We start from the raw sequence: 24369 nt of genomic DNA on the forward strand, positions 1-24369 counted from the left end.
CGCCGGAACCGGCGTCCGGAACAGAAGCCCGGGAAGCCGCACGGTGGTGCATGGTCAGCCCTGTACGGCCAGGACCAGCGGCAACACCTCCTCCGCGTCGGCCCGCCGGAGCAGACGGGCGGCGACCGCGAGGGTCCAGCCGGTCTCGGTGAAGTCGTCGACGAGGAGCACGGGCCCCGGCTGTGCGGCGAGGGCGGAGGCGAGGTGGGGCGGCACGGTCAGCGCCCCGTCGAGGACCTTGAGGCGCTGCGCGCTGTTGCTGCGCGTCGCCCGGGTGGCCTCGGCCGTGTACTCGACGGCGCCCAGCAACGGCAGCCGTCCGACCTCGGCGATGCGCTCACCGAGGGAACGGATCAGCAGGGGCCGGGTACGGGAGGCGACGGTGACCACGCCGACCGGCCGCGACCGGGGTTCCGGCACGCCGGGGGCCCAGCCGCCGGGCCCCTTCGCCCAGTCCGCCAGTACTCCGACGACGGCTCGGGAGACGTCGTCGGGCACCGGCCCGTCCGGAGCCTGCGCCGCGAGCATGGGCCGCAGCCGGTTGCCCCAGCCGATGTCGGACAGCCGGCCCAGCGCCCGGCCCGTCGCAGCCTGCTCACCGGCCGGGATACGGCCCTTCAGCTCCACCCCGATCGCCGGCAGTCCGGTCGGCCACATGCGGCGCGGCTCCACCTCCACGCCCGCCCGGCCCAGATCGGCGCGGGCGGCGTCGAGAGAGTCGACGGACGTCTCGGCGGTGAAACGCGGCCCCGCGCAGTTGTCACAGCGGCCACAGGGCTTGGCGCCCTCGTCGTCCAGCTGCCGCTGCAGGAACTCCATACGGCAGCCCGTCGTCGACGCGTAGTCGCGCATCGCCTGCTGCTCGGCCTTGCGCTGCCGGGCGACCCAGTCGTACCGCTGGGCGTCGTACGTCCACGGCCGCCCGGTGGCGGTCCAGCCGCCCTTGACCCGCTGGACCGCGCCGTCCACGTCGAGGACCTTGAGCATCGTCTCCAGACGGGACCGGCGAAGCTCCACCAGCGGCTCCAGTGCGGGAAGCGACAAGGGCCGGTCGGCGCGGGCCAGAACGTCGAGCGTGCGGCGCACCAGGTCCTCGGAGGGGAAGGCCAGTGAAGCGAAGTACTCCCAGATCGCCTCGTCCTCCCGGCCGGGGAGGAGGAGCACCTCCGCGTGCTCGACCCCGCGCCCGGCCCGGCCGACCTGCTGGTAGTAGGCGATGGGAGAGGAGGGCGAACCGAGGTGTACCACGAAGCCCAGGTCGGGCTTGTCGAAGCCCATGCCGAGCGCCGAGGTGGCGACCAGCGCCTTGACCCGGTTGGCGAGGAGATCGTCCTCCGCCTGCTGCCGGTCGGCGTTCTCGGTCTTGCCGGTGTAGGAGGCGACCGTGTGCCCGCGCTGCCGGAGGAAGGCGGTGACCTCCTCGGCCGCGGCCACGGTGAGCGTGTAGATGATCCCCGACCCCGGCAGCTCGTCGAGGTGGTCGGCGAGCCAGGCCATCCGGGCCGGCGCGTCCGGCAGCCGCAGTACGGACAGGCTCAGGCTCTCCCGGTCCAGCGGGCCGCGCAGCACCAGGGCGTCCGAGGTGCCACCCGTGCCGAGCTGCTCGGCGACGTCGGCGGTCACGCGCGCGTTGGCGGTGGCCGTGGTGGCCAGCACCGGGACCCCCGGCGCCAGGTCGGCGAGCATGGTGCGCAGCCGCCGGTAGTCCGGCCGGAAGTCGTGGCCCCAGTCGGAGATGCAGTGCGCCTCGTCCACCACGAGAAGGCCGGTCGCGGCGGCGAGCTTCGGCAGGACCTGATCGCGGAAGTCTGGATTGTTCAGCCGTTCCGGACTCACCAGCAGCACGTCGACCTCGCCTGCCGCGATCTCGTCCTGGACCATGTCCCACTCCTCGGTGTTGGAGGAGTTGATGGTCCGGGCGCGGATGCCCGCCCGGGCGGCGGCGTCGACCTGGTTGCGCATCAGCGCGAGCAAGGGGGACACGATCACGGTGGGCCCGCTGCCGCGAGCGCGGAGCAGCGCCGTCGCGACGAAATAGACGGCGGACTTGCCCCAGCCGGTGCGCTGGACCACCAGGGCGCGGCGCCCGTCGGCGACCAGCGCCTCGATCGCCCGCCACTGATCCTCGCGCAGCCGGGCCTCGCCGGAGGGGTCCCCGACGAGTCGGGAGAGGACCGCATCGGCGGCTGCCCGGAGATCCGCGTTGCTCGTGTGCTCCATGCGTTCCATACAACAGGAAGCCACTGACAATCGGGGTGCCGCCTCGGGGGCCGAAGGGCGGCCGTCGAAAGACCGGTGAGTCCGCCACGGCTTCTCCGCCGGCTTCTTGGACGGTTTCTTGGACGGTTTCTTCCAATGACGTGTTCCTGATCGAAGTTATCCACAGGGAAAGCGGAGCCTCGTATTCCGCGAGATCGTCGGGCCATGACGAACCACAGCGGATCGACCGGATCCTCCGAGAACGGCGACATCAGCGGACGTGAGCGGCCGGAGGGCGCCCCGCTCCCGTACGGGCACGAGGACGAGCACCCGATCACCCTGCGAACCCCGGCCGAACTGGCCGACGCGCTGCCCTACCTCCTCGGCTACCGCCCGGAGGACAGCATCGTCCTGGTAGCCCTGCACGAACGGGACGGGCGGGGGCGGTTCGGTGGCCGGGCCCGGCTCGGCATCCCTCCGCACCGGGACGACTGGGACGCCGCGGCCAGGCAACTGGTCACCGGCCTCGTGACCGGCAGCGAGCGCAGGGGCAACCGGCCCGAGCAGATGGTCGCCTACCTCTGCCAGGAACCCGCCGGGGGCGAAACCGGACAGCAGGTCATGGCCCGGCTGCGGGCGCTGGCACAGACGCTGCGTGTCACATGCGGTGCCCTCGACGTACCCGTGGTCGAGGCCCTGTGCATTTCGGACGGACGGTTCTGGTCGTACTGCTGCGACGACCAGTCCTGCTGTCCGGCCGAGGGGACCGCGATGGGCCTGCCCGGCACCTCCGTGCTGGCCGCCGCCGCCACGTACGCGGGCATCCAGGTGCGGGGCACCCTGCGCGAGTTGCACGCCAGGCTGCGCCCCCGGGAGGGCTCCGCCGCCCGGGAACAGGAAGCCGCCCTCGACGCGGCCAGCATGACGCTGGTCTCCCGCATCCTCGACGACGGGAGCCGCGCGGAGGTGGCCGAGGAAACCCTCGACCTGGCGGAGCGGATCATGAGGCGGCTGGCCGACGCCCCACCGGTGACCGGTGTGGACCGGGCAGACCTCCGTGACGACGGACTTCTCACCCATGACGAGGCGGCGCGGCTGATCCTCGGCCTCCAGGACCGGACGACCCGCGACCGAGCGGCGGAGTGGATGGAGGGCGACGAGGCCCGCTGGGCCCTTCGGCTGTGGCGTGCGCTGGCCCGCCGCTGCGCAGGGTCCTACGGAGAGTACGCGGCGGCGCCGCTCACCTTGGCGGGATGGGTCGCGTGGTCCACCGGCGACGAATTGGAGGCGCGAGAGGCGCTGGCCATGGCATTGGCGGCGGACTGCGACTATCTCTTCGCCCGACTGCTGCACCAGGCCTGCAACGAGGGCCTCGACCCGGAGTCGATCCGTGCCTGTCTGCGCGGCGAACGGGACGGCCGCGACCGGTCGGACGCAGGACCGCGAGCCGAGGGCGGGGGCACCGAGGAGAAGAACGGGAGCTTGCCGGTCCCGCACAAGGACGCGCCTTCCGCTGCTCCAGCAGACGGGTCTTCCTCCGCTCCGGAATCGGCAGCCGGCAGGCCGACGCGCGCGTGCGCCGCGGATGCGGCGCGCGGCACCCGCCGTCCTGGAGATCGAATCCGCGGGACGGCTGCGAACCGCGTCCGTCCGCGCACACCGGTGGGCGGCACGCGTCCGGGTGCGGCGCCCTCGGGGCGTGCGCGGCGATCAGGTCGACGGCCGCACGGGTGAACAGCGTGAGTGCCCGCGTCGGTCGTCTCCGCGCCGGGGCACCGGGCCGTGGGCGTGACCTGGAGGAGGCCGGTTCCGTTCACCTGAGTGGCGGAACGCCGGAACGGGCCGTGCCGCCGCGCCACGCGTGTCCCTCCGGAACGCGCCCCAGGCACCGCTCCTGCCCGAGTCCTGCTGAGCGCAGAGGAAGTCCCCGCATGCACGAGCCGACGCCGCCTCACCCCGCCGCCGGCACCCGTCCGGTTCCGAGCGGCGCCGGGGTGTCTCACGGGCCGCAGGGCGAGCCAGTACGGCCGGTGGGGCAACCACGCGCCACCGGCTCGCCGACGACGTCCCTGGGGCAGCCGGGCAACGAGCGTGGAAAAGGTATCGACTTGTCGATGCATCAACCCGCAGCGACCACCGTCGTTGCTCCTGCTCCTGCTCCTGCTCCTGCTCCTGGTTCTGGTTTTGGTCCAGATACGGCTCCCGATATGGCTCCCGATATGGCTCCGGCTCTGGTCCCTGCTCCGCCCCTTGCCCGTCCGGGCGGCCGGACGCCGGCTCACGCGGGTGGACGGGCGCGCGGCGTCTCGACCACTCACGGGAGCACCGCGCAGCCGGGAGGCCGACGGTCCGGCGCTCTGCCGCCGGCTCACGGCGTCATGATCTGCGTCGCGCTGCCGGGACTGGCCGTTTCCGGCGAACAGGGGCAGTTGACCGGCCGCGGACTGGAAGGGTTCTATCGCGAAGGCCGACGCCTGCTCTCCCGTTGCCGGCTCCTCGTGGCGGGCCGCGAGCCGGTGCCCGTGCAGGCGCACAGGACCGCCGCCGACCGTGCCCGCTTCGTCGGGACCGTGCGGATCTCCTCGCCCCCGGGGCCGGACCCGGACGTGGTGGTCGAGCGGACCCGACAGGCGGACGGTAGGGAGCGAATCACCCTGCGCAACTGGTCTCCCCGTGCCGTGCGTCTCCCCGTCGAACTGTTCCTCGGTACGGACCTGGCCGACCTCGGGGCGATCGCGGCGGGCGCCGAAGGGCGGGACCTGCCCGCCACCGTGCACGACTCGGGCCTCCGCTGGTCCTGCCGCGACGGAACCTCCTCGGTCACGGCAGATCCGCCGCCCGCCGACGCGCTGGCCTCCGCGGGCGTGCTGCGCTGGGAGTTCGAACTGCCCTCGGGCGGCAGCAGAACGCTGGAACTCCGGGTACGACAGGGCGGCACCGGACCGGTCGGGGCCGCCGGCCGCGCGGTGAACAGCCCGTTCGCCCCCGCCGCCGCGCGGGGCGACGACCCGGGGGTGGCGGCGTTGCTCCGGGCGAGCGTCGAAGACCTCCGAGCCCTGCTGCTACGGGATCCGGCACACCACAACGACCTGTACCTGGCGGCCGGGGCGCCGTGGCGCTGCGGCCTGGCCCCCGCGGAGGCACTCGCCGCTGCCCGGATGACGCTCCCCCTCGGCACCCGGCTCGCGGCCGGGACCCTGCGCGTCCTCGCCCGCACCCAGATCGCCGCTCGCGGACCGGGCTCCGGCATGATCCCCGGGCCGAGACGTGACGCGGGACCGTATCTGCCACCGGGCTGCACCGGCACCGAGGCCACCCTGCTCTTCCCCGTACTGCTCGCGGAGGCCCGCCGCTGGGGACTCCCCGAAGCCGAGACGGAAGAACTGCTGCCGGCGGCCGAACGCTGCCTGGCCTGGCTGCGCAACACCGCTGGAGACGGCCCTTACCTGCGTGACCGCCACCCCGGCGGACCGGTCCGCTGCGAGACCCAGGCCCACGCCCACCGGGCGGCCCTGCTCGGCGCCGATCTGTTCGACGCCTGCGGCAGACCGGGCGGTGCCGGACTGCGGCAATGGGCGGAGGAGCTGCGGAGCGCGTTCCGGCGAGACTTCTGGATCGACGACCCGGCCGGCGGTCGGCCCGCCACGGCCCGGATCTCCGACGGACGCCGGATACCGCACCTCGGTTCGGCCGCCGCGCACCTCCTCGACACGGGGCTGCTGGGCGGGGGTGTCCACGCCCCGGGCCTGCTGGACAAGGCACAGACCGATCAGCTGGCCCGGCTGCTGGCCACCCCGGCCCTGGACTCCGGTTGGGGACTGCGCGGACTCGGCGTGAAGGAGAGGGGGTACAACCCGTTCGGTCACCGTGCCGGCGCCGTACGGGTTCACGAGACGGCGGTGGCGGTGGCGGGGCTGGCCGCCGCCGGGTACGAGAAGGTGGCGAGTTCGCTGCTGAGAGGGGTGCTGGCCGCGGCCGGGGCCTTCGGCCACCGGCTGCCCGAGATGTACGCGGGCGAGCAGCGCACGGAGGGGAGTGCGCCCCTGCCCCACCCAGCAGCCTGCCGGCCGGCCGCGACCGCGTCGGCGGCAGGTGTCCTCCTGGTCACCACGCTCGTCGGCATCCGCCCCGATGCCCCCGCCGGGACGGTCGCGCTGCACCCCTTGCGCGGCGCGCCCCTGGGGGAGATCGGCCTGACCGGGTTGCGAGTTGCGGGCGCAGCCTTCGCCGTGCGGGTCGGCAGACTCGGGCTGGCCATGGTCGAGGAGGCGGCCGAAGGGCTGCAGCTGGGGGTGTGACCTGGCATGACGCCGTATCGAACGACAACCGGGAGCAGATGGTGAACCCCATCCCGTACCCTGCTGGACCAGCGGCCGGTGCAGGCACCGAAGGGCGTGTTTATCGTCAGGAAGACGACTATGATCGCGGCATGCCCTACGACCCGTCAGCCTTCCCGCCCTTCGCCGTCACAGTGGACCTGGTCGTGCTGACCGTGCGACGCCATTCCCTGTGCTCGCTGGCGGTGCGCAGGGGTGAGCCGCCGTTCCAGGGGCGCTGGGCCCTCCCCGGCGGCTTCGTTCGGACCGACGAGGACCTCGCGCAGGCCGCGGCGCGCGAACTGGCGGAGGAGACGGGACTGTGCGTCCACGATCCCGCCGCCCCCGCCCAGGACAACGGCGCGCACCTCGAACAGCTGGCGACGTACGGCGACCCCGAGCGTGATCCCCGGATGCGGGTGGTGAGCGTGGCCCATCTCGCCCTCGCCCCCGACCTGCCCGCGCCCCGGGCGGGCGGCGACGCCAGCAACGCGCGCTGGGCGCCGGTCGAGGAATTGCTGGAACAGAGCGCTTACGGCCGGGAGGGCGAGCCCGTCGCCCCGCTGGCCTTCGACCACGCCCGGATCCTGGCCGACGGGGTGGAACGGGCCCGTTCCAAGATCGAGTACTCCTCCCTGGCCACGGCGTTCTGCCCGCCCGAGTTCACGGTGGGCGAGCTGCGCCGCGTCTACGAGGCGGTGTGGGGAGTGGCGCTGGATCCGCGCAATTTCCATCGCAAGGTCACGGGCACCCCCGGGTTCCTCGTCCCCACCGGCGGTACGACCACCCGCCAAGGAGGCCGCCCGGCCCAGCTCTTCCGGGCCGGCGGCGCGACTCTGCTCAACCCGCCCATGCTGCGTCCCGAGGTGTGACGGCCGGGACCCGACAAGGGCCGCTGGCCCGCACCGCAGGGGAGGGAGGAGGGGACGGTCCGCGGAGCAGGGCGCCCGTAGAGCCGGACGCCCGGTGCCGGGTGGGCCTTGCGATGCCCGGAAAACCGGACATACCGCGCTATCTTGCTGCGGGTGATCCAGGCCTTCGGACTGACCAGCACCCCACGCAAAGAGCTACCGCCAGCCGTCGACGACGTCTCCTTCGAGGCACGCGCGGGTCGCGTCACCGCGCTGCTCGGAGAGCCGGGCGCCGGTAAGACCACGGTGCTCAAGCTCATGCTCGAACTGCAACGGGGCCGCGGTGTCACGCACTTCAGGGGCCGCCCTCTGCACCGGATCGCCCACCCGTCACGCGAAGTCGGCGTGCTGCTGGGCGAGGTGCCCGGACACCCGGCCCGCACGGTCCGCGGACACCTGCGCATGCTGTGCGCGGCGGCCGGTGTCCCGGTGCGGCGCGCCGACGAAGTGCTGGAATCGGCCGGACTCGTGAGCCTGCGCGACGAACGCCTCGGCACCCTGTCACGCGGCATGGACCGCCGCCTCGGTCTCGCCTGTGCCCTGTTGGCCGACCCGCACACCCTCGTCCTCGACGGCCCCTCCGAGGGACTCTCCGCACGGGAAAGGCGCTGGCTGCACGACACCCTGCGTGCGTACGCGGTCCAGGGCGGCACGGTGCTGTACACCACGGCCGACCCCAAGGAAGCCGCCCGCGCCGCCGACCACGTCGTGACGCTGGAGCGGGGCAAGGTCGTCGCCGACCAGGAGGCGGCGGATTTCTCGCGCACCCGGCTGCGTCCCCGCGTCGCCGTCCGCAGTCCGCACGCCGCCCGCCTCGCCACGCTCCTCGCCAAGGAGGCGCGCACGGCCCACCGCTCGGTCGAGGTGGTCCGCGAAGGGGGCAACCGCCTCTCCGTGTACGGCAGTACATGTGCCGACGTCGGTGAGACCGCGTTCCGGCACGGCATCCTCGTCCACCAACTGGCCCACGAGGTAGGCGACATGGGGCCTGGTGAGGGCGCGGAAGAGCCGTCCGGCCCGGAGGCACTCACTGGCACGGCGGGGAACGTACTGGAGCCTGGTCCCCCCGCGGCCAGGCGCACGGACCCCGCGGGCGCGGAGCAGGAGACGGACTCGTCCGCCCGGCGGAGTCCAGCCGTCACCGCCGCGAAAGGGACAGAGCCCGGGCAGCCCGATGCCGCGGCGGTGGCGCCGACGGATGCGCGACAGGCGGCGAACCGGTCCGCACCGGCGGCCACCACGAGCACCACCGGCACTTCAGACACCACCGGCACTACAGACACCAACAGCACTACAGACACCAACAGCACCACAAACACCAACAGCACCACAAACATCAACGGCGCCACGGGCACCAGCAGCGCCAGGAGCACCGCGAGTACTGCGAGCACCGCGGTCATGCCGGGAAATCCGACCGGGCCGGGCCGACCGGACCCCTCGTCCCTCCCGCCCCTGCCCCCGCCCCCGCCGACGTCAGCTCTTGGCACCCCCGTTCCCGCTCCCGCCCCGGCCCTCTCCCTCACCCCCGGCAACGACCCTCTCGGCGGCGCCTCGTCCGCCCTCCCGCCCCCCATCTGCGTCCGTTCCGCGCCCAGCCCGCTCCGCCCCCTGCGGTACGAGTTGCGCCGCGTCACCGGTGTCGGCACCGGGGTCGTCACCGGAGCGGTCGTACTCGTCCTGTCCGCCGTCACCGCCGTACTCCTCGCCCGTGTCGGGCACACCCCGCAGCCGCGTCTGCTGGCCGCGTGGCCGCGGGAGGTGCCGCTGCCGCCGGCGGCGCTCGGCGCGGGGCTGCTGGGGGCGCTGGCGTTCGGTGACGAGTTCCGCCACCCCGCGCTGGCGGCGGACCGCGGCACCGTGCCCCGCCGGCTGGGGCTGCTGACGGCCAAACTCGTCGTCTCCGCCGCCACCGCGCTGTTGCTGGCCGTCCTCACGGTGGGCTGCGACGCCCAAGTGCTTCACCTGTTCTACGGACGAGAGCTCGTGCGAGTTCCCGCCGACTGGGCTGCACTGAGCGCGGGTTGGGCCGGTCTGATGATCGGCTGCGCCTGGGCCGGTGTGCTGGCCGCAGGCCTCTTCCGGTCCACCACGGCCGGACTGGCGGCGGTGGTCGCCGTACCCGTCGTCGTCGTCCCTCTCGTACAGAAGATCTGGAACGGCCAGTCCGTACGTACCGCCGCCGACCTCCCGATGCGGGTGCGCGAGGTCCTCCTGAGCCAGTGGCCCTTCGGCGGAGAGCGCTACGTGGCGGCAGTTCTGCAGGCCCTTGTCCAACCCGTGGGCAGCGCGCTGGCGTTGTCGCTGACCGTCCTGCTCTGCTCGTATCTGCTCATGACCCTGCGCGGACGGGTCCGGTGACGGCCGCTCGGGACCGTCCGGTCCGGGCATGCGCGCAACTCCCCGGGGAAAGTCCATTTCTTTCCGATAAGGCGTCAATTGCGAAGGGGTGAGCGATCACCCTTTCGTGTGCTTTTCACTAAAGACCTCAAGGGAGTTGGGAACGGCGCCGACAAAGGATGCGTGAGTACCCTTGCGCACACCATGATGACCGCCGCCCGCTCCGCAGACTCCGGCCTCCAGAGCCCGGGCGAACTCGACCGCTACCCCTACGCCGAGACGCCCGGCGTCGACCGCGTCGGGGCCCCCGCCTGGGAAGGGGCGGACCCCGAACTGGGCCGCGTGGGCCGGCGTACCGCGGGCAGCCGCGGCCGCGGACTGCACGGACAACTGGTTCAGCAGCTCGGTCAGATGATCGTTTCCGGCGACCTGGGTGCCGACCGCCCGCTGGTGCCCGAGGAGATCGGCCAGCGCTTCGAGGTGTCCCGGACCGTCGTCCGGGAGTCGCTGCGCGTCCTTGAGGCCAAGGGACTGGTGAGCGCCCGTCCGAACGTCGGCACGCGCGTGCGTCCCGTCAGCGACTGGAACCTGCTGGACCCTGACATCATCGAGTGGCGGGCCTTCGGACCGCAGCGCGACGACCAGCGCCGCGAGCTCAGCGAGCTGCGCTGGACGATCGAGCCGCTGGCCGCGCGCCTGGCCGCCGGGCACGGCCGGGAGGACGTGCAGCAGCGCCTGTCCGACATGGTCGGCGTCATGGGGCACGCCATGGCGCAGGGCGACGCCCTCACCTTCTCCCGCGCCGACGCGGAATTCCACACGCTGCTCATTCAGGTCGCGGGCAACCGCATGCTGGAGCACCTCTCCGGGATCGTGTCCGCCGCCCTCCAGGTCTCGGGCGGACCGGTCACCGGCTGTGACCGGCCGAACGATGTGTCGCTGGCCCAGCACGCACGGATCGCCGACGCCCTGGCCGCCGGTGACGGCGCGGCGGCCGAGACGGCCATGCGCCAACTGCTGACCGTCCACCCTGAGGTGGAACGCGTGGTGCCCGCCCCGCGCGAGCACTGACCGCGCCCCGCCCCGAGCGGCGCGGCCGGGCCTGCCATCCCCCTCCTGTGGCGGCGCTCGGCCGGGTCGTTGCCGCCGTCGACCCCGCAGCGCCTGGACGGCTCTGCGGGGTCGACGGGTGTCACGCCGTACTGTTGGCACGGTCGGACCGGACGGGCGTCGTTGGTGATTCCTTCTGACCGCATCTGGCCGAGTTTGGTCCCTTACGGGGTGTGACTCGGGCCACGCGGATTGGGCGTAACGCTCGTGGGAACAACGCGATGACCTAAGAGGTGACAGCCGAGGAGGGAATACGGACGCCGTTCACGGCGCTGTGCTTCTCCCGGCCCCGCCCGCGCCGTCGGCCCATCCCCAAGCCGGCGGTCGGCACCTGTCCGCCAGGACGGGGCCGAAAGCCGTTTTCAACGTTCCGAGAGGTTGTTCGTGTCGGCCAGCACATCCCGTACGCTCCCGCCGGAGATCGCCGAGTCCGTCTCTGTCATGGCGCTCATTGAGCGGGGAAAGGCTGAGGGGCAGATCGCCGGCGATGACGTGCGTCGGGCCTTCGAAGCTGACCAGATTCCGGCCACTCAGTGGAAGAACGTACTGCGCAGCCTCAACCAGATCCTCGAGGAAGAGGGTGTGACGCTGATGGTCAGTGCCGCGGAGCCCAAGCGCACCCGAAAGAGCGTCGCAGCGAAGAGTCCGGCCAAGCGCACCGCCACCAAGTCGGTCGCGGCCAAGACGGTGACCAGCAGGAAGACCGCCGCCAGCCCGGCGCCCGCCGCACCCGAGCCGGCGGCCGAGGACGAGGCGCCCGCCAGGAAGGCGGCGGCGAAGAAGACCACGGCCAAGAAGACGGCGGCGAAGAAGACCGTCACCGCGAAGAAGACGGCGGCCAAGAAGACCACGGCCAAGAAGGACGACGCCGAGGTTCTCGAGGACGAGGTGCTCGAGGACACCAAGGTCACCGAGGAGCCCGAGGGCACCGAGAACGCCGGCTTCGTGCTGTCCGACGACGACGAGGACGACGCTCCGGCCCAGCAGGTCGCCGCGGCCGGGGCCACGGCCGACCCGGTCAAGGACTACCTCAAGCAGATCGGCAAGGTCCCCCTGCTCAACGCCGAGCAGGAGGTCGAACTGGCCAAGCGCATCGAGGCGGGACTGTTCGCCGAGGACAAGCTGGCCAACTCCGACAAGCTGGCGCCGAAGCTCAAGCGCGAGCTGGAGATCATCGCCGAGGACGGGCGCCGCGCCAAGAACCACCTCCTGGAGGCCAACCTCCGCCTGGTGGTCTCCCTGGCCAAGCGCTACACCGGCCGCGGCATGCTCTTCCTGGACCTCATCCAGGAGGGCAACCTCGGTCTGATCCGCGCGGTGGAGAAGTTCGACTACACCAAGGGCTACAAGTTCTCCACGTACGCCACCTGGTGGATCCGGCAGGCGATCACCCGCGCCATGGCCGACCAGGCCCGCACCATCCGTATCCCGGTGCACATGGTCGAGGTCATCAACAAGCTCGCGCGCGTCCAGCGGCAGATGCTCCAGGACCTGGGCCGCGAGCCCACTCCGGAGGAGCTGGCCAAGGAACTCGACATGACCCCGGAGAAGGTCATCGAGGTCCAGAAGTACGGCCGCGAGCCCATCTCGCTCCACACCCCGCTGGGCGAGGACGGCGACAGCGAGTTCGGTGACCTCATCGAGGACTCCGAGGCGGTCGTCCCGGCGGACGCGGTCAGCTTCACGCTCCTGCAGGAGCAGCTGCACTCCGTACTCGACACCCTGTCCGAGCGCGAGGCGGGCGTCGTCTCCATGCGCTTCGGTCTCACCGACGGTCAGCCGAAGACCCTCGACGAGATCGGCAAGGTCTACGGCGTCACGCGCGAGCGCATCCGCCAGATCGAGTCCAAGACGATGTCCAAGCTGCGCCACCCCTCGCGCTCCCAGGTGCTGCGCGACTACCTCGACTAGATCAGAGCGACACGGTCGGCGAAGGGCCCGCCTCCCGTCCCGGGGGCCGGGCCCTTCGCCGTGCCGGGAGGGCGGAGTGCCCGCTCGCGCGGGGTGCGGGGCGGCGCCGGGTGGATCACTCTGGGTGTTTCGGGAACACCATGAGTGAGGAGCCCGTATGCGTCGTCCTTGTGCTCGGCCGCTGGTCCGATCACTGGTCCGGCCGCTGGTCCTGGCGGTCGCCGCGACCGCCATACCACTGGTGTCACCGATGGCGGCCGCGCGCCCCGCGGTCGCCGACAGCGTCGTCGTCGGTGGATTTCCGGTGGATGCCGCCGAGAGTCCGTGGACGGTGGCCCTGTCCAGCCGTGACCGGTACGGGGTGACGAGGGCGGGGCAGTTCTGCGGGGGAGTGGTCGTCGGACGGACCACCGTGCTCACGGCGGCTCACTGCCTCGGCCGGGAGAGCCTCGGGACAGCGCCGACGCGGCTGGGCGACCTAAAGGTCATCGCGGGCCGTACGGACCTGCTGGGGGGCGGGGGCGCAGAGATTCCGGTGCGCGACGTCTGGGTGAACCCCGCCTACGACGAGACGAGCAACGCCGGCGACTTCGCCGTGATCACCCTCTCCCAGGCCCTGCCGGCCGGTTCCGCCCTGGCGATGGCGGCCGAGGGCGATGCCGCGTACGAGCCGGGGACGTCCGCGGTGGTCTACGGCTGGGGCGACACCTCGGGTGTCGGCGACTACGCGAGGAGTCTGCACGGCTCACGCGTGCGTGTGCTCCCCGACGCCGTCTGCGAGCGGGCGTATCCGGGCAGTGAGGAAGGCGAGTACCGCGCGGCGACGATGGTGTGCGCAGGGGACCAGGCCGGTGGCCGTGACGCGTGCCAGGGGGACAGCGGGGGACCGCTGGTGGCCGACGGGAAGCTGATCGGGCTGGTGTCCTGGGGGAGCGGCTGCGGACAGACGGGCAGCCCGGGGGTCTACACGCGCGTCTCCGCCGTCCTGCGGACCCTGGGGTGGGGCCACTCGGGTGCCGCCGCCTCCAGGGGCGGCACGGGGGCGTCCGGCGCGTCCTAGGCGCTGTACGCGAGCGAGGGCGGCCCGCCTCCGGGTGGGGAGGTGGGCCGCCCTTACCGGCCTGTGCCGGTCTGCTCGTCGTGGGACGCGATGGGTCAGCGCTCGTCTTCCGAGTCGCTTGCCGGAACGGAGGTCAGGCGCTCGGTCTCGTCCTGTATCTCAGCGGCGATCTTCTTGAGTTCCGGCTCGAACTTGCGCCCGTGGTGGGCGCAGAAGAGCAGTTCTCCGCCGCTCAGCAGGACGACGCGCAGGTACGCCTGGGCGCCGCAACGGTCGCAACGGTCGGCGGCCGTCAGCGGGCTCGCGGAAGTCAGAACAGTAGTCACGTCGCCTCTTCTCTAGCTCGACGAGCTGTCGTACCAGGGTCAACATCCAACCAGCCCCAAAACGTTCCCGCTCGTGGCTTTTCCTCGAAAAAATTTTCCGAGGAGGCTGGCTGTTGCCGGTTGGCGGCGAATGTGCCGTATTGCGTGTCTATGTGTCGTACGGGTTCGCGCTATCGGTCAGTGTCGGTCCCCGCCGGCTGGCTTGCCGGTTGTTCATGAGGACGTGCCCGGAGCCTAAATGGTTCATGCCTCGAAGGGAACGTGATGTGCGCTTCACCCCATGGAGGGATCGAACAGGTATACGACAGTGGACTAGGCTGCCGTCGTGACGAGGGTGGCGTTACAACGGCTCTACCTGGGCTCGGTACCCTCTGAGCGGTGAACGACGCCGCGCCCTTACCCAACGGGGCCCCATCTGAAATTCAGCGAGGAGCGAACCGCGTGACCGCCGAGACGTCCGTGCCGTCCACTGCGCTGCTGGCAGGAGCAGACCGGGACGGTTCCAACTACACCGCGCGGCACCTGCTCGTCCTCGAGGGGCTCGAGGCCGTACGCAAGCGCCCCGGTATGTACATCGGGTCGACCGACAGCCGTGGTCTGATGCACTGCCTGTGGGAGATCATCGACAACTCCGTCGACGAAGCCCTCGGTGGCTACTGCGACCACATCGACGTGATCCTCCACGACGACGGCTCGGTGGAGGTCCGCGACAACGGCCGCGGCATCCCCGTCGACGTCGAGCCCAAGACCGGCCTCTCCGGTGTCGAGGTCGTCATGACCAAGCTGCACGCGGGCGGCAAGTTCGGCGGTGGCTCGTACGCCGCCTCGGGCGGTCTGCACGGCGTCGGCGCCTCCGTGGTCAACGCCCTGTCCGCGCGGCTGGACGTCGAGGTGGACCGTGGCGGTCACACCCACGCCATCAGCTTCCGGCGAGGCGTCCCCGGTGCCTTCGCCGGCGGCGGTGCGGACGCCAAGTTCGAGGTGCAGAGCGGGCTGCGCAAGGCCAAGAAGATCCCGAAGTCGCGCAGTGGCACGCGCGTGCGGTACTGGGCGGACCGGCAGATCTTCCTGAAGGACGCCAAGCTCTCGCTCGACACGCTGCACCAGCGGGCTCGCCAGACCGCTTTCCTGGTGCCCGGCCTGACCATCGTCGTCCGGGACGAGTTCGGCCTCGGCGAGGGCGGCAGCAAGGGTGAGGAGTCCTTCCGCTTCGACGGCGGCATCAGTGAGTTCTGCGAGTACCTGGCCAATGACCGCGGTATCTGCGATGTCCTCCGCTTCACCGGGCAGGGCAGCTTCAAGGAGACCGTCCCCGTCCTGGACGAGCACGGTCAGATGACGCCCACGGAGGTCACCCGTGACCTGGGCGTCGACGTGGCGATGCGCTGGGGGACCGGCTACGACACGACCGTCAAGTCGTTCGTCAACATCATCGCCACACCCAAGGGCGGCACCCATGTCGCCGGCTTCGAGCAGGCCGTCGCGAAGACCATGAACGAGGTGCTGCGGGCCAAGAAACTGCTCCGCGTCGCCGAGGACGACATCGTCAAGGACGACGCCCTCGAGGGGCTCACGGCGGTCGTCACCGTACGCCTGGCCGAGCCGCAGTTCGAGGGGCAGACCAAGGAGGTGCTCGGCACCTCGGCCGCCCGCCGGATCGTGAACAACGTGATCACCAAGGAACTCAAGGCGTTCCTGACCTCCACCAAGCGTGACGCCGCCCAGCAGGCGCGGGTCGTCATGGAGAAGGCGGTCGCCGCGGCCCGCACCCGCATCGCCGCCCGCCAGCACAAGGACGCCCAGCGCCGCAAGACGGCTCTGGAGTCCTCTTCGCTCCCCGCCAAGCTGGCCGACTGCCGCAGCGACGACGTCGACCGCAGCGAGCTGTTCATCGTCGAGGGAGACTCCGCGCTCGGCACGGCGAAGCTCGCCCGGAACTCCGAGTTCCAGGCGCTGCTGCCGATCCGCGGCAAGATCCTCAACGTCCAGAAGTCGTCCGTGACGGACATGCTGAAGAACGCCGAGTGCGGCGCGATCATCCAGGTCATAGGGGCCGGCTCGGGCCGCACCTTCGACATCGACACGGCCCGCTACGGCAAGATCATCATGATGACCGACGCCGATGTCGACGGTTCACACATCCGCACGCTGCTGCTGACCCTCTTCCACCGCTACATGCGGCCGATGGTCGAGGCCGGCCGGGTCTTCGCCGCGGTGCCGCCGCTGCACCGCATCGAGCTCACCCAGCCGAAGAAGGGCCAGGACAAGTACGTCTACACGTACTCGGACCGGGAGCTGCGCGACAAGCTCATGGAGTTCCAGAGCAAGGGCGTCCGGTTCAAGGACTCCATCCAGCGCTACAAGGGTCTGGGTGAGATGGACGCCGACCAGCTGGCCGAGACGACCATGGACCCGAGGCGTCGCACCCTGCGCAGGATCAACCTCACCGACCTGGAGGCCGCCGAGCAGGTCTTCGACCTGCTGATGGGCAACGACGTCGCGCCCCGCAAGGAGTTCATCTCCAACTCGGCGGCGACGCTCGACCGGTCGCGGATCGACGCGTAGGCGCCTCGGCGCCTGGGCGGGGAGCGAGTGGTAACGGACAGTAACGGATCGGTCGTCGTCGGGGGCCGGAGCGGCGGTCAGGGGCTTGGGGTCGCCGGGGTGGCAAGGGGCGCCGGGCCCGTCCCCGAGCCCTGCGTCCCCGAGTCATTGAGTCGCTGAGCTGCTGGGGGAGGGGACCGGCAGTGGGCCTCCACCCGTGGGTGGAGGCCCATCGCTTCGAGGCTCCACCCACGATCCACCCGGGCTCCGATCTTCTGGCCCGGCACTTTCCGTAACGTCGAAGGCGTCGGCAGGACTCGTTGCCGACTCCCCCTTCTCGTACACGGAGGCCTGGATGTCTGGGGTTGTCGACGCGCTGGTGATCGTGGCCGTGATCGGCCTGGTGGTCTCTCGCCAGTTCCGTCCGAGCCGCCTCGACACGGAGAAGCGCTGGTGGATCCTGCCCGTCGTGCTGGCCCTGGTCGCGCTGAGGCAGCCGGGGCTGCTCGGCGCCAGCCACCACACCGCGTCGGCGGCCCTGCTCGTCATGGAACTGCTCCTGGGGGCGGCGGTCGGAGCGGGGCTGGCCTGGACCACCCGCATATGGGCGGAGGCGGACGGCAGCGTCTGGAGCAAGGGCAGCAAGGCGACCGCTGCGGTGTGGGGCGTCGGCATAACCGTCCGCGTGGCCATGTTCCTCCTCGGCTCGGTCCTCGGAGTGCATCAGGACACTCCCGCCCTGCTGCTCGCCCTCGCGGCCACCCTGCTGGCCCGCTCCGCGACCCTGGCCTGGCGTCTGCGCACGGTGCGCCCGATGGCCCCCTCGGCCGCGAGCTACGGTGCCGACGCGTCCTGGTCCACCCGGAAGGAATGTGTGTGACGGAGAACGCCTGGACGCGGTGGCCGTCCAAGGAAGCGCTGGGGCGGGAAAGGCGCTCGGCTCACCGGCGCCTGCTGGCCGTCGTCGTACGGGTGCTGGGACTGGGCGCGCTCCTGTGGGGAGCGGTCGCCGGCGGCCAGGACGGATGGCGCGCGGTCGGTGCGACAGCGGTGGTTCTGCTGGCCGTGGTGGTGGCCTGGGCGCTCTTCCGGACCACGCTCGCACATCGGCTCCGGCCGTCCCTGGGCCTCGTGGCGGCTCTCCTCGGCCTTGGGGGCATTGCCCAGGCTGTCGGTTTCGACATCCCCGCGGCGGTCCTCTGGTGTGGGTGCGCGGTCATCGCGCTGGAGCGGCTCCCCCTCGTGGTGGCGCTGCCCGTGGACCTGGTGGCTTTCGCCGCCTACGCCATGGTCAGCGACAACTCCTGGGCGAGCAGCGCCGCCTTAGCAGCCGGGCTGGCCCTGGGGGGGTACGTCCTGCGGCTTGACGCGGAGGCCCGGGGGCACGCACAGCGGATGCTGGCCCAGGAGCGTGCCGCGCGGGCGGCCGAGGCGGAGTCGGCGGCGCTCGCCGAACGCGCCCGTATCGCACGGGAGATCCATGACGTGCTGGCGCACAGTCTGTCGGCACAAATGGTGCACCTGGAGGCGGCACGACTGCTGATCGAGAGGGGAGCGGAGCGGGAGAAGATCCTGGAACGAGTGGTGGCAGCCCGGGGGATGGCCCGCGACGGACTCGCCGAGACCCGGCAGGCGCTGTCCGCCCTGCGCGGAGAGCTGACACCACTGGAGGATTTCCTGGAGCAGCTCGTGGGCACGCCCGACGGAGCCCGTACGACAGTCACCATTACGGGTGAGCGTCGGCCGCTGCCGGCCGAGGCGTCGCAGACCGTACGCCGGGTCGCCCAGGAGGCGATGACCAATGTCCGTAAGCACGCTCCGGGCGCGGAGGTCCGGATGGTCCTCGACTACGGCAGGCACGAAGTGACCCTGGACGTACGCGACTCGGGCGGCGGAACCGGTGAACTGGCCGGCACGGGAGGCGGCTACGGTCTTATGGGCATGCGGGAGCGTGCCGAACTGCTGGGTGGCTCGCTGCGGGCAGGACCGGGCGAGGAGGGGTTCGTGGTGACGTTGAAGGTCCCCGTATGACGCGGGAGGACCGGGACAAGGAGGTCCGGGGCAAGGACGCTCCGGGCACGGGCTCTTGGGGCGGCAAGGACGCCCGGGTCCTGGTCGTGGACGATCAGACGGTGGTGCGCGAGGGCATCGTCATGCTGCTGGGGCTGCTGCCGGGTGTCGAGGTGGTGGGCGCCGCGGGCGACGGTGAGGAAGCGGTGCGGCTGGTGGCCGAACTGGCCCCGGACGTGGCGCTGATGGACCTGCGCATGCCGCGGTGCGACGGGGTCGAGGCGACCCGGCGGATCCGGGCCGAGCACCCTGGAACGCAGGTCGTGGTTCTCACCACGTACGTGGACGACGAGTCGTTGTTCCCGGCGCTGCGAGCGGGGGCGCGCGGTTACCTCACCAAGGACGCGGGCGGGGAGGAGATCGTACGGGCTGTGCACAGTGTGCTCTCCGGGGATGCCGGCCTGTCGCCAGGTATCCAGCGCCGGTTGCTGGAGAGACTGTCGGAACCGGAAGCTCGCCCCGCACCGCCGGCCGAGGCACCGGACGGGCTCACCACGCGGGAGACCGAGGTACTGGTGCTGATCGCGGAAGGACTCGGCAACCAGGAGATCGCCCGCAGGCTGCATGTCTCCACCGCGACGGTGAAGACCCACATCAACAACCTGTTCGCCAAGACCGGGATCAAGGACCGGGCACAGGCGGTCCGTTACGCCTACGGGAAGGGGCTTGTACGGCCACCGACGGGGTGAGTCACCTGAAGGGGTGAAGAGCGGGAGGAAGAAGAGTCGGGGATCTTCCCGTTCTGTCCATCCTTGGGCATGCAGTCAAGCGATGATCGCCTCCGCGAGGCGGGGGCCTATGACGACCCTTGGTACGACGCCCTCGCCTCCGGATGGGGTGAGGTGGCGGAAGCAGCCGTCACGGCGACGCCGGTTTCCCCGTCGTCGGCGCGGCGGGCACCGGGCGACGGCAACCCGGCCGGGGCTTCGCCCACGTCCGCGACGAGGGTCACGAGCACGGCCCAGGCTGCGGTGACGGTGACGGCTGCGACCGAGGCCTACATGGAGGTGCAGCGGAGCGCGGCGTTCCAGGAGGTGCGCAGCCGGTACCGAAGGTTCGTGATACCGGCGGGGGTCGGGTTCCTCGTGTGGTATCTGGGCTACGTGGTGGCCGCCACGACCGCGCCGGGGCTGATGGGCCGGCCGGTGGCGGGGGCCGTGAACGTGGCGATGCTCGCCGGGCTCGGTCAGTTCCTCACCACCTTCCTGCTGACCTGGGCCTACACCCGGCACGCCCGGCTCCGCCGGGATCGGGCGGCGCTGGAATTGCGCTGGCACACGCAGGAACGGGCCCGTGCCCGGGGCGGCGCGGCATGACCGGGGAGCATCAGACGCTGGCGTTGGTGCTGTTCAGCTGCTTCGTGGCGGTCACGCTGGGGATCACCACCTGGGTGGGCCGGAACCGGCGGGGATCGGCGGAAGAGTTCTACGCGGGCGGCCGTCTGTTCTCCCCGTCGGAAAACGGTTTCGCTCTCGCGGGGGACTACATGTCCGCCGCTTCCTTCCTCGGCATCTCCGGCCTGATCGCGCTCTACGGCTATGACGGCATGCTCTACTCGGTGGGTTTTCTGGTGGCGTGGCTCGTGGTGCTGTTCCTCGTCGCCGAACTGGTGCGCAACTGCGGGCGGTTCACCCTCGCCGACGTGGTGGCGGCGCGGATGCGGGAGCGCCCGGTGCGGATCGCCGCGGGCACCTCCTCGGTCACCGTGTCCGTGCTGTACCTGGTCGCCCAGATGGTGGGCGCGGGCAGCCTGGTCGCGCTGCTGCTCGGCGGCACCGGCGAGGCGGCACGGGCCTGGACCGTCGTAGGAGTCGGCGCGCTCATGGTCGTCTACGTGTCGTTGGGCGGGATGCGAGCCACCACCTGGATCCAGATCGTGAAGACGGTACTGCTGCTCGGCGGCACGACGGCGCTGACCGTGCTGGTCCTGGTCCGCTTCCACGGCGACTTCAACGAACTGCTGCTCAGCGCGGCCGGGCGCAGCGGGCACGGTGAGGCGTTCCTGGCGCCGGGGCTGAAGTACGGCGGGGACTGGACCGCCCGTCTCGACTTCATCAGCCTCGGACTCGCCCTGGTCCTGGGCACTGCCGGGCTGCCGCACATCCTGTCCCGCTTCTACACCGTGCCCACGGCCCGGGCGGCCCGGCGGTCGGTGGTCTGGTCGATCGGACTGATCGGCGGGTTCTACCTGATGACGATCGTCCTCGGGTTCGGCGCGGCCGCCCTCGTCGGGCCGGACGCCGTACGGCGGTCCAACGCGGCCGGGAACACAGCCGTGCCGCTGCTGGCGCTCGACCTCGGCGGCGGCCCAGGCTCCACCGGCGGAACCGTGCTCTTCGCGGTCGTCGCCGCGGTCGCCTTCGCCACGATCCTCGCGGTGGTCGCCGGAGTCACCCTGGCCTCCTCCGCGTCCGTGGCCCACGATCTGTACGCCTCGCTGCGCCGCCGTGCCGAGCCGCGTGGCGAGGTGGCCGTGGCCCGCTGCGCCGCGGTCGGCGTCGGGGCGGTGGCGATCGCCCTCGGGCTGCTGGCCAGGGACCTCAACGTGGCCTTCCTGGTGGGCCTCGCCTTCGCCGTGGCCGCCTCCGCCAACCTGCCGGTCCTGCTGTACTCGCTGTTCTGGCGCCGCTTCACCACACGCGGCGCGGTGTGGGCGGTCTACGGCGGTCTGGTCCCGGCGGTGGTGCTGGTGCTGGTGTCGCCGGTGGTGTCGGGCAGCCCCGGGGCGCTGTTCCCGGACGCCGACTTCCAGTACTTCCCGCTGCAGAACCCCGGTCTGGTCTCGGTCCCGCTGGGTTTCGCCGCGGGCTGGCTCGGCACCGTCAGCTCCGCCGAGCCCGCGGACCGGGCCAAGCACGCGGAGACCGAGGTACGGGCGCTGACGGGGGCGGGAGCCGTGTGACGGGGCACGCACGCCCGTGGTGCTCGGGACGTGACGTGGCCAGGTGGGCCTCAGATGTGGGTCGCCCACACGTACCGGTGTTCCGGGCGGCCGGCGTCGCCGTATCTCAGGGTCAGTCTGGCCCGTCCCGTGCGCTCCAGAAGCTTCAGATAGCGCTGGGCGGTCTGCCGGCTCACGCCGGTCCGCTCGGCGATCTCCTGGGCCGACAGAGACCCCTCGGCCCGCATCAGGCACTGGCGCACCAGCTCCGCGGTGGTGGGGGAGTGGCCCTTGGGCAGCCCGGGCTCCGACGAGGCCGACAGGGCCCCGAACATCCGGTCCACCTCGGCCTGTTCGGCCTCCCCGCCGTCGTCCAGGGCGCGGCGCAGCTCTGCGTACGCCTCCAGCTTGACGCGCAGGCCCGCGAAGGCGAACGGCTTGACCAGGTACTGCAGCGCGCCTTGGCGCATCGCCGCCTGTACGGTCGCCCGGTCCCGGGCGGCCGTCACCATGATCACGTCGGTCTGGTGGCCGCGCCGGCGCATCTCCTGGACGACCGTCAGACCGGTCCGGTCCGGCAGGTAGTGGTCCATGAGCACGAGGTCGAGACGGGGCAGGGTCTCCAGCCGCCGCAGGGCATCGGCCGCGCTGTGTGCCTGGGCGGCCACGTGGAAGCCCGGCACTTTCTCGACGTAGGCGGCGTTCACGCGTGCGACGCGGGTGTCGTCGTCCACGACCAGGACCTCGATCATCGTGACTCCTCCTCGCCGTCGGCCCCGGCGTCCGGCCGGGGCGAGGGCACGGTGACGTCCGGCCGGGGCGAGGGCACGGAGGCGGCTGCCGCGGGAGCGGGGTCGGTGGCGGCTGCCGTGAGGCCGGGGTCGGTGGCGGTTGCCGCGGGGCCGGGCTCGGCCAGTGCCTCGGGCAGGACGACCGTGAACTCGGCGCCCCCGCCGGGAGCCTCACCGGCCACCGCGCTGCCGCCCTGCCGCTCGGCGAACGTCCGGACCAGGGAGAGCCCGATCCCCCGCCGGCGGTGCGCCGGCGGCTCCTTGGTCGACCAGCCCTCCGTGAACACCACCTCGCGTTGCGAGGCCGGCACACCCGGACCCGTGTCGCGCACGCGCAGCACCGCCGTACGCCCCTCGCCCCGCAGTTCCACCTCCACGCGCGCGTGCCGGGTGCCCGCGGCGGCGTCGACGGCGTTGTCGACCAGGTTGCCGACGACCGTGACGAGGCCCCTGGGGTCGATCAGCCGGTCCGGCAGCCGCGTCCGGTCCGACACCCACAGGGTGACGCCGCGCTCGGCCGCGACGGTCGCCTTGCCGACCAGCAGCGCGGCGAGCAGCGGGTCGGTGATCCGCTCGGTGATCTGTTCCGCGGTGGCCCGGTGGTTGCCGACCACCTCGCCGACGAACTCCGCGGCGTCGTCGTACATCTCCAGTTCGAGCAGTCCCAGCAGGGTGTGCATGCGGTTGGCGTGCTCGTGGTCCTGGGCGCGCAGGGCGTCGATCAGGCCGCGCGTGGAGTCCAGTTCCCGGCCGAGCTGCTCCAGTTCGGTGCGGTCGCGCAGGGTGGCCACGGCGCCGCCGTCGCCGGTGGGCATCCGGTTGGCGACCAGCACGCGCGGGCCGCGCACGGTGAGCAGGTCGGTGCCGGTCACCCGGCCGGCCAGCACATCGGCCGTACGGCCCGCGCCGAGCGCCTCGCCGGGGGTCCGGCCCACGGCCTCGTCACCGAGGTCCAGCAGGCGCCGCGCCTCGTCGTTGAGGAGGCGGACACGGCCGGCGCGGTCCAGGGCGACGACGCCCTCCCGGATGCCGTGCAGCATCGCCTCGCGCTCCGAGAGCAGCGCCGAGATGTCGGAGAAGGCGAGGTCACGGGTCTGCCGCTGGACCCGGCGCGCGATCAGCCAGGCGGCCAGCGCGCCGACCGCCAGCGCGCCCCCGGCGTACGCGAACAACCCGGGGACGGCGTGCAGCAGACGGGCCCGGACACTGTCGTAGGCGATCCCGACCGAGACCGCCCCGACGATGTCGCCGTCACCGTCGCGCAGCGGCACCTTGCCGCGGGCCGAGCGGCCCAGGGTGCCCTCGTCGATCTCCATCACCTCGTGCCCGGCCAGGGCCTCGCCCGGATCGGTGGACACGGCCGCGCCGATCCGGTCCGGATCGGGGTGCGACCAGCGCACGCCCCGCCGGTCCAGCACCACGACGTACTCCGCCCCGGTGGCCTTCCGGACCCGTTCCGCCTCCCGCTGCACCGGACCGTCCGCCGTCGCGGGGGTGCTCCGCAGCTCCGCCGCGAGCTGCGGCTGCTGCGCGGTCGTCTGCGCGATGGCCAGGGCCCGGCGCATCGCCTGGTCGTCCAGCTGATCACTGAGCGGCGCGAGGAACAGCCCGGTGGCCAGCACCGCGACTCCGGCGGCGATCGCCAGCTGCATCAGCAGCACCTGGGAGAACACCCGCCGTGGCAGACCGAGGCGCAGGCGGCGCGGGGGAGGAGTGGGGCTCATGGCCCTCGACGGTACGTGGTGCGGGCACCCAGCCGAAGACGGTGTGACGCGGATCTACCGCAAGCGCGGGTGTGGAGGAGGGGGGCGATCAGTCGCGTCAAAGCCCCGGGAAGTCCCGGTGGCACCGAAGCCCGGGAGGTCCCGGTGCCACCCAAGCCCCGGCAGCCGGTCAGCGGCACCGAAGCCCCG

General features: G+C 72.0%; 17 protein-coding genes. 13 read left to right on the forward strand and 4 right to left on the reverse strand.

The features are described 5' to 3' along the window. Window positions 1-54 precede the first annotated feature (54 nt). The gene (locus tag ACIQR3_RS23915; RefSeq protein ID WP_403542157.1) at window positions 55-2220 is read right to left on the reverse strand and encodes a RecQ family ATP-dependent DNA helicase; all 2166 of its coding nucleotides are present in this window, start codon (window positions 2218-2220) and stop codon (window positions 55-57) included. A gap of 204 nt (window positions 2221-2424) precedes the next feature. Here ACIQR3_RS23915 and ACIQR3_RS23920 point away from each other — a divergent pair, with 204 nt between their 5' ends. The 7 genes from ACIQR3_RS23920 (at window position 2425) to ACIQR3_RS23950 (ending at window position 13844) form a co-directional block, all read left to right on the forward strand. After that, window positions 2425-3933: a DUF4192 domain-containing protein gene (locus ACIQR3_RS23920; protein WP_403542160.1), complete on the forward strand. Its 1509-nt coding sequence runs from the start codon at window positions 2425-2427 to the stop codon at window positions 3931-3933. A gap of 644 nt (window positions 3934-4577) precedes the next feature. Beyond that, complete coding sequence (locus tag ACIQR3_RS23925) at window positions 4578-6497, forward strand: glycogen debranching N-terminal domain-containing protein (protein ID WP_403542163.1); 1920 nt, start codon at window positions 4578-4580, stop codon at window positions 6495-6497. Between the two features lie 131 nt (window positions 6498-6628). Beyond that, the gene (locus ACIQR3_RS23930; protein ID WP_403542164.1) at window positions 6629-7387 is read left to right on the forward strand and encodes an NUDIX domain-containing protein; all 759 of its coding nucleotides are present in this window, start codon (window positions 6629-6631) and stop codon (window positions 7385-7387) included. A 153-nt stretch (window positions 7388-7540) separates the two neighbouring features. Next, entirely contained in the window at window positions 7541-9784 is a 2244-nt protein-coding gene (locus ACIQR3_RS23935; RefSeq protein ID WP_403542167.1) for an ATP-binding cassette domain-containing protein, read from the forward strand. Between the two features lie 162 nt (window positions 9785-9946). Next, a complete protein-coding gene (locus tag ACIQR3_RS23940; RefSeq protein WP_403542169.1) occupies window positions 9947-10834 on the forward strand; it encodes a FadR/GntR family transcriptional regulator in 888 nt (295 codons plus the stop codon). A gap of 423 nt (window positions 10835-11257) precedes the next feature. Continuing rightward, the gene (locus tag ACIQR3_RS23945; RefSeq protein ID WP_403542171.1) at window positions 11258-12784 is read left to right on the forward strand and encodes an RNA polymerase sigma factor; all 1527 of its coding nucleotides are present in this window, start codon (window positions 11258-11260) and stop codon (window positions 12782-12784) included. Window positions 12785-12941: 157 nt separating this feature from the next. Beyond that, window positions 12942-13844: a S1 family peptidase gene (locus ACIQR3_RS23950; RefSeq protein WP_403542173.1), complete on the forward strand. Its 903-nt coding sequence runs from the start codon at window positions 12942-12944 to the stop codon at window positions 13842-13844. A gap of 95 nt (window positions 13845-13939) precedes the next feature. Here the strand turns inward: ACIQR3_RS23950 and ACIQR3_RS23955 are convergent, their stop codons facing one another. Continuing rightward, complete coding sequence (locus ACIQR3_RS23955) at window positions 13940-14170, reverse strand: hypothetical protein (protein WP_189420941.1); 231 nt, start codon at window positions 14168-14170, stop codon at window positions 13940-13942. Window positions 14171-14611: 441 nt separating this feature from the next. Between ACIQR3_RS23955 and ACIQR3_RS23960 the strand changes: the two genes are divergently transcribed. The 6 genes from ACIQR3_RS23960 to ACIQR3_RS23985 all read left to right on the forward strand — a co-directional run bounded on the left by ACIQR3_RS23960 (window position 14612) and on the right by ACIQR3_RS23985 (window position 21686). Beyond that, window positions 14612-16735: a type IIA DNA topoisomerase subunit B gene (locus tag ACIQR3_RS23960; protein WP_403542175.1), complete on the forward strand. Its 2124-nt coding sequence runs from the start codon at window positions 14612-14614 to the stop codon at window positions 16733-16735. 334 nt (window positions 16736-17069) lie between these two features. Then, complete coding sequence (locus tag ACIQR3_RS23965) at window positions 17070-17594, forward strand: DUF1453 domain-containing protein (protein WP_403542178.1); 525 nt, start codon at window positions 17070-17072, stop codon at window positions 17592-17594. Then, window positions 17591-18745, forward strand: a complete 1155-nt coding sequence (locus tag ACIQR3_RS23970) for a sensor histidine kinase (RefSeq protein WP_403542181.1) — start codon at window positions 17591-17593, stop codon at window positions 18743-18745. Before ACIQR3_RS23965 ends, ACIQR3_RS23970 begins: the two co-directional genes overlap by 4 nt. Then, complete coding sequence (locus ACIQR3_RS23975; protein WP_403542183.1) at window positions 18742-19473, forward strand: response regulator; 732 nt, start codon at window positions 18742-18744, stop codon at window positions 19471-19473. Before ACIQR3_RS23970 ends, ACIQR3_RS23975 begins: the two co-directional genes overlap by 4 nt. A 69-nt stretch (window positions 19474-19542) precedes the next feature. Beyond that, entirely contained in the window at window positions 19543-20100 is a 558-nt protein-coding gene (locus tag ACIQR3_RS23980; protein WP_403542186.1) for a DUF485 domain-containing protein, read from the forward strand. Continuing rightward, entirely contained in the window at window positions 20097-21686 is a 1590-nt protein-coding gene (locus tag ACIQR3_RS23985; protein WP_403542188.1) for a cation acetate symporter, read from the forward strand. The genes ACIQR3_RS23980 and ACIQR3_RS23985 overlap by 4 nt, the downstream gene beginning before the upstream one ends. 50 nt (window positions 21687-21736) lie before the next feature. Here ACIQR3_RS23985 and ACIQR3_RS23990 read toward each other — a convergent pair whose 3' ends face one another. Together ACIQR3_RS23990 and ACIQR3_RS23995 are read right to left on the reverse strand one after the other, a co-directional pair. After that, the gene (locus ACIQR3_RS23990; RefSeq protein WP_403542191.1) at window positions 21737-22417 is read right to left on the reverse strand and encodes a response regulator; all 681 of its coding nucleotides are present in this window, start codon (window positions 22415-22417) and stop codon (window positions 21737-21739) included. Further along, entirely contained in the window at window positions 22414-24180 is a 1767-nt protein-coding gene (locus ACIQR3_RS23995) for an ATP-binding protein (protein WP_403542193.1), read from the reverse strand. The genes ACIQR3_RS23990 and ACIQR3_RS23995 overlap by 4 nt, the downstream gene beginning before the upstream one ends. Between the last annotated feature and the right edge of the window lie 189 nt (window positions 24181-24369).

Origin of the sequence: Streptomyces sp. NPDC090994 (assembly GCF_044768905.1) — a bacterium.
In the GTDB taxonomy this organism is placed as follows: domain Bacteria; phylum Actinomycetota; class Actinomycetes; order Streptomycetales; family Streptomycetaceae; genus Streptomyces.